Source organism: Streptomyces sp. NPDC127084 (assembly GCF_042724175.1).
GTDB lineage: Bacteria > Actinomycetota > Actinomycetes > Streptomycetales > Streptomycetaceae > Streptomyces.
Genome location: NZ_JBHXFA010000282.1, coordinates 1 through 4,352, shown reverse-complemented (window position 1 = coordinate 4,352; position 4,352 = coordinate 1). Strand labels below are relative to the sequence as shown.

Below are 4,352 nucleotides of genomic sequence, written 5' to 3'. Positions count from 1 at the left end.
CGTACGACCCGGTTGAAGGTCTCCCACGCCTTCCACTCCCCGCTGATGGAGCCGATGCTCGCGGAGTTCCGGAAGTTGGCATCCGGGCTGACCTACCACGAGCCGCGGATCCCGGTCGTGTCGAACGTGACCGGACACCTGGCCGACCCGACCGACCTGCGCGATCCCGAGTACTGGGTCCGGCACGTCCGCGAAACCGTCCGCTTCCACGACGGCATCCAGGCCCTGGAGGAACAGGGCGTACGCACCTTCCTGGAGATCGGCCCGCAAGCAGTACTGGCCGGGCTGGGCGGCGGCGACCAGGCCGTGTTCCTCGCCGCGCAACGCCGCGACCGACCCGAAACCAACCAACTCATCACCGCCCTGGGTGACTTGTACACCCGCGGCGTCACCATCGACTGGGCCTCCCTCTTCGCCGGACGCGGTGCCCGCATCGTCGACCTGCCCACCTACCCCTTCCAACACCAGCGCTACTGGCTCGACGCCACCGCCTCCGCTCACGGCGATCCCACCGGTCTCGGACAACTGCCCATCGAACACCCCCTTTTGAGTGCCGCCGTCCCCCTCCCCGGCACCGGTGGGCTCGTCCTCACCGGTCGTCTCGCCGCCGACGCACAGTTGTGGATCGCCGATCACGTGGTGATGGGAACGGTGCTGTTCCCCGGTACCGGATTCGTGGAGCTGGCGCTCCAGGCCGGACAGCGGATCGGTTGCCCGGTCATCGAGGAGCTGACCCTCCATGTGCCCCTGGTACTGCCTGCGGGCACCGCGGCGGCCTTTCAGGTCGTCGTGGGGACGCCGGACGCGTCGGGCCGACGGACCGTGGAGATCCACTCGCGCCCGGAGAACCGCGCCGAGGACGCCGGTGGGGGCCTCACCGGAGCTTGGACGACCCACGCGATCGGCTCCCTCGGCCCGCATCTGCCGGATCCCGAGTTCGACCTCACCCAGTGGCCTCCGCCGGGCGTGGCTCCCCTGGATGTCACCGACGCCTATGCGCTGTTGGCGGACCGGGGCTATGCCTACGGCCCGGCGTTCCAGGGCCTGCGGGCCGCCTGGCGGGACGGGGACGAGATCTATGCCGAGGTGGCTCTCCCGCAGGAGACCGCCGCCGATGCGCCCGACTACACACTTCACCCCGCTCTGCTCGACGCCGCCATGCACGTCGACCTGCTGGACGAGAGCGACGGTCCGGTGCTGCTCCCGTTCGCCTGGACCGGCGTGACCCCGCACGCGGCGGGCGCGGCGGGCCTGCGGATGTGGATCTCCCGCGTGGACGGCGCCGAGGTGTCCGTGATGCGGATGGCCGACGCCGACGGACTGCCGGTGGCCACCGTGTCGAAGCTGGTGTCCCGGCCGGTTGCCCCGGAACGCCTCGACGCGGCCGGCGGACGTGCCGACGATATCCCGCTGCACCGGGTGGTGTGGCAGGCCGTGCCGGCTCCGCTGAACGGCGACGGTGATCTGCCGTGGGCGGTGCTGGACTCCGCCGCGTCGTTCTTCTCGCCCGCCTTCGTCCTGGACGGAGTGCAGCGTTACGCCGATGTGGCGGCATTGGCGGCTGCGGCCGCCGATCCCGCGGCTGGACCGGCTCCGCGGACCGTGGTGTTCCCGGTGCCCCAGCACGAGGGTGACGGCGTCGACGACCTGCCCGATCGGGCTCGCGCGCTCACCCATCGGCTGCTGGCCGTGCTCCAGGAGTGGCTCGCCGAAGACCGCCTCGGCGGGATCCGCCTGGTGCTTCTGACCCGTGGCGCGGTCACCGTAGGCCCCGACCAGGACACCGCTGACCTGGCGCAGTCGCCGTTGTGGGGCCTCGTCCGCGCGGCCGCCGAGGAGAATCCTGGTCGGTTCGCCGTCCTGGACCTCGACGACGCCGACGCGTCACTGCGCGCCGTACCCGCCGCGCTCGCGCTGGGCGAGCCCGAGTCCGCGCTGCGCCTGGGCGAGGTTCGCGTACCCCGCCTGGCCAGGGTCACCGAGCCCCGGGCCGTGGAGCCCGCCGCGACCGGACCCGTGTGGGGCGGGGACGGTACGACCCTGATCACCGGAGGCACCAATGGCCTGGGAGCTGTACTGGCCCGGCATCTGGTGGCCGAGCACGCCGTACGGCATCTGCTGCTGACCAGCCGTCGCGGTCCCGACTCCCCCGGCGCCGACACCCTCCGCGCCGAACTCATCCGCCTCGGCGCCCACAGCGTCAGCATCACCGCCTGCGACACCAGTGACCGAACCGCACTCGCCGCGCTGCTGGAGCAGATCCCCGGCGAGCATCCCCTGACCGCCGTCGTCCACGCCGCCGGCGTGGCGGACGGAGGTCTGGTGCCGTCGCTGTCGGAGGAGCAGACCGACCGGGTGTTGCGGCCGAAGGTGGACGGTGCCTGGCACCTGCACGACCTCACCCGCCATCTCCCCCTGACCGCCTTCGTCCTCTACTCCTCCGCCGGCGGCATGATCCTCGCCGCCGGACAGGCCAACTACGCCGCCGCCAACGTCTTCCTCGACGCCCTCGCCCACCACCGCCACCACCTCGGACTCCCAGCCCACTCCCTCGCCTGGGGACTGTGGGCAGAGAGCACCGGGATGGGTGACGTCGGAGATGCCGACCTGCGCCGCATGAGCCGGCTCGGACTGCCCGCGCTGGACGTGGAGCAGGGTCTGGCCCTGTTCGACCGCGCGCTCGCTCTGTCCCCCGCCGAGGCGGTGGTGGTCCCTGTGCGGGTCGACGCGGCGGCGCTGCGGGTCCGTGGCGACACCCTTCCACCGCTGCTGCGCGGCTTGGCCCGAATGCCCGTTCCCCGGGCGTCCGCCGCAGCGCCCTCGCATACGGTGGTCGGCGCTTCCGGCAGGAACCCGCTCGTCGAGCGGCTGGCCGGACTCCCCGGCTCCGAGCGCGACCGGGTGCTGCTGGACCTGGTGCGCGGTCAGGTCGCCGCTGTGCTCGGGCACGACGGTCCGGACGCGGTCGAACCGGGACGGGCCTTCCGTGAGCTGGGCTTCGACTCGCTCGCGGCGATCGACTTGCGCAACGCCCTACGCGGCACCACCGGACTGGCGCTGCCCGCCACACTGGTATTCGACCATCCGACCTCCCAGGCCGTGGCCGAGCTGCTGCAGCTCGAGCTTTTCGGCGGCCCGGACGTCGGGGACACGGACGCGGAGACCGGGCGGTCGAGTCGGTTCCGCGCCGGACAGGCGGACGATCCCATCGTCATCGTCGGGATGAGCTGCCGCTACCCGGGTGACGTGCACAGCCCCGAGGACCTGTGGCGTCTCGTCGCCGACGGGGCCGACGCCGTCACCGGCTTCCCCACCGACCGGGGCTGGGACTCCAACCGTCTGTACGCACCCGAACCGGAGGACGGCAGGAGTTACGTACGGGACGGCGGATTCCTGTTCCACGGAGCCGAGTTCGACCCCGACTTCTTCGGTATCAGCCCACGCGAGGCGCTGGCCATGGACCCGCAGCAGCGCCTGCTGCTGGAGACCGCCTGGGAGGCGCTGGAGCGGGCCGGGATCGACCCGGTGTCCCTCCGTGGCAGCCAGACAGGTGTGTTCGTGGGCGTCATGTACGACGACTACGGCAGTCGGCTGGGCAACGACGTCCCCGCGGACGTGGCCGGCTACCTCGCCAACGGCAGTGCCGTCAGCGTGCTGTCCGGGCGGCTCGCGTACCTCTTCGGTCTGGAGGGCCCCACAGTGTCGGTGGACACCGCCTGCTCCTCGTCGCTGGTCGGGCTCCATCTGGCGGCCCAGGCACTGCGCAACGGTGAGTGCACCATGGCCCTGGCCGGTGGCGTCACCTTCCTCTCCACCCCCGACGCCTTCGTGGACTTCAGCAGGCAACGGGCGCTCTCCCCGGACGGCCGTTGCAAGGCGTTCTCGGCGACGGCGGACGGGGTGGGCTGGTCCGAGGGTGTGGGTGTGCTGGTTCTGGAGCGTCTGTCGGACGCGCGGCGCAACGGGCACCGGGTGTTGGCGGTGGTGCGTGGTTCGGCGGTGAACCAGGACGGTGCGTCGAACGGACTGACCGCGCCGAACGGCCCGTCGCAGCAGCGGGTGATCCGGCAGGCGCTGGCATCAGCCGGACTGACGGCCGCGGATGTGGACGCCGTGGAGGCACACGGGACCGGCACGACGCTGGGGGATCCGATCGAGGCCCAGGCCTTGTTGGCCACCTACGGCCAGGGGCGCCCCGAGGGGCGGCCGTTGTGGTTGGGCTCGCTGAAGTCGAACCTCGGCCATACCCAGGCGGCGGCCGGTGTCGGCGGTGTGATCAAGATGGTGATGGCGATGCGGCACGGGGTCCTGCCCCGAACGTTGCACGCCGATGAGCCGTCGCCGCATGTGGA

General features: G+C 71.9%; 1 protein-coding gene. It reads left to right on the top strand.

Annotated elements, in window-relative coordinates; genetic code table 11:
• The coding region (locus ACFWI9_RS33100) for an SDR family NAD(P)-dependent oxidoreductase (RefSeq protein ID WP_387168673.1) at positions 1-4,352 on the top strand (4,352 nt) is incomplete at both ends.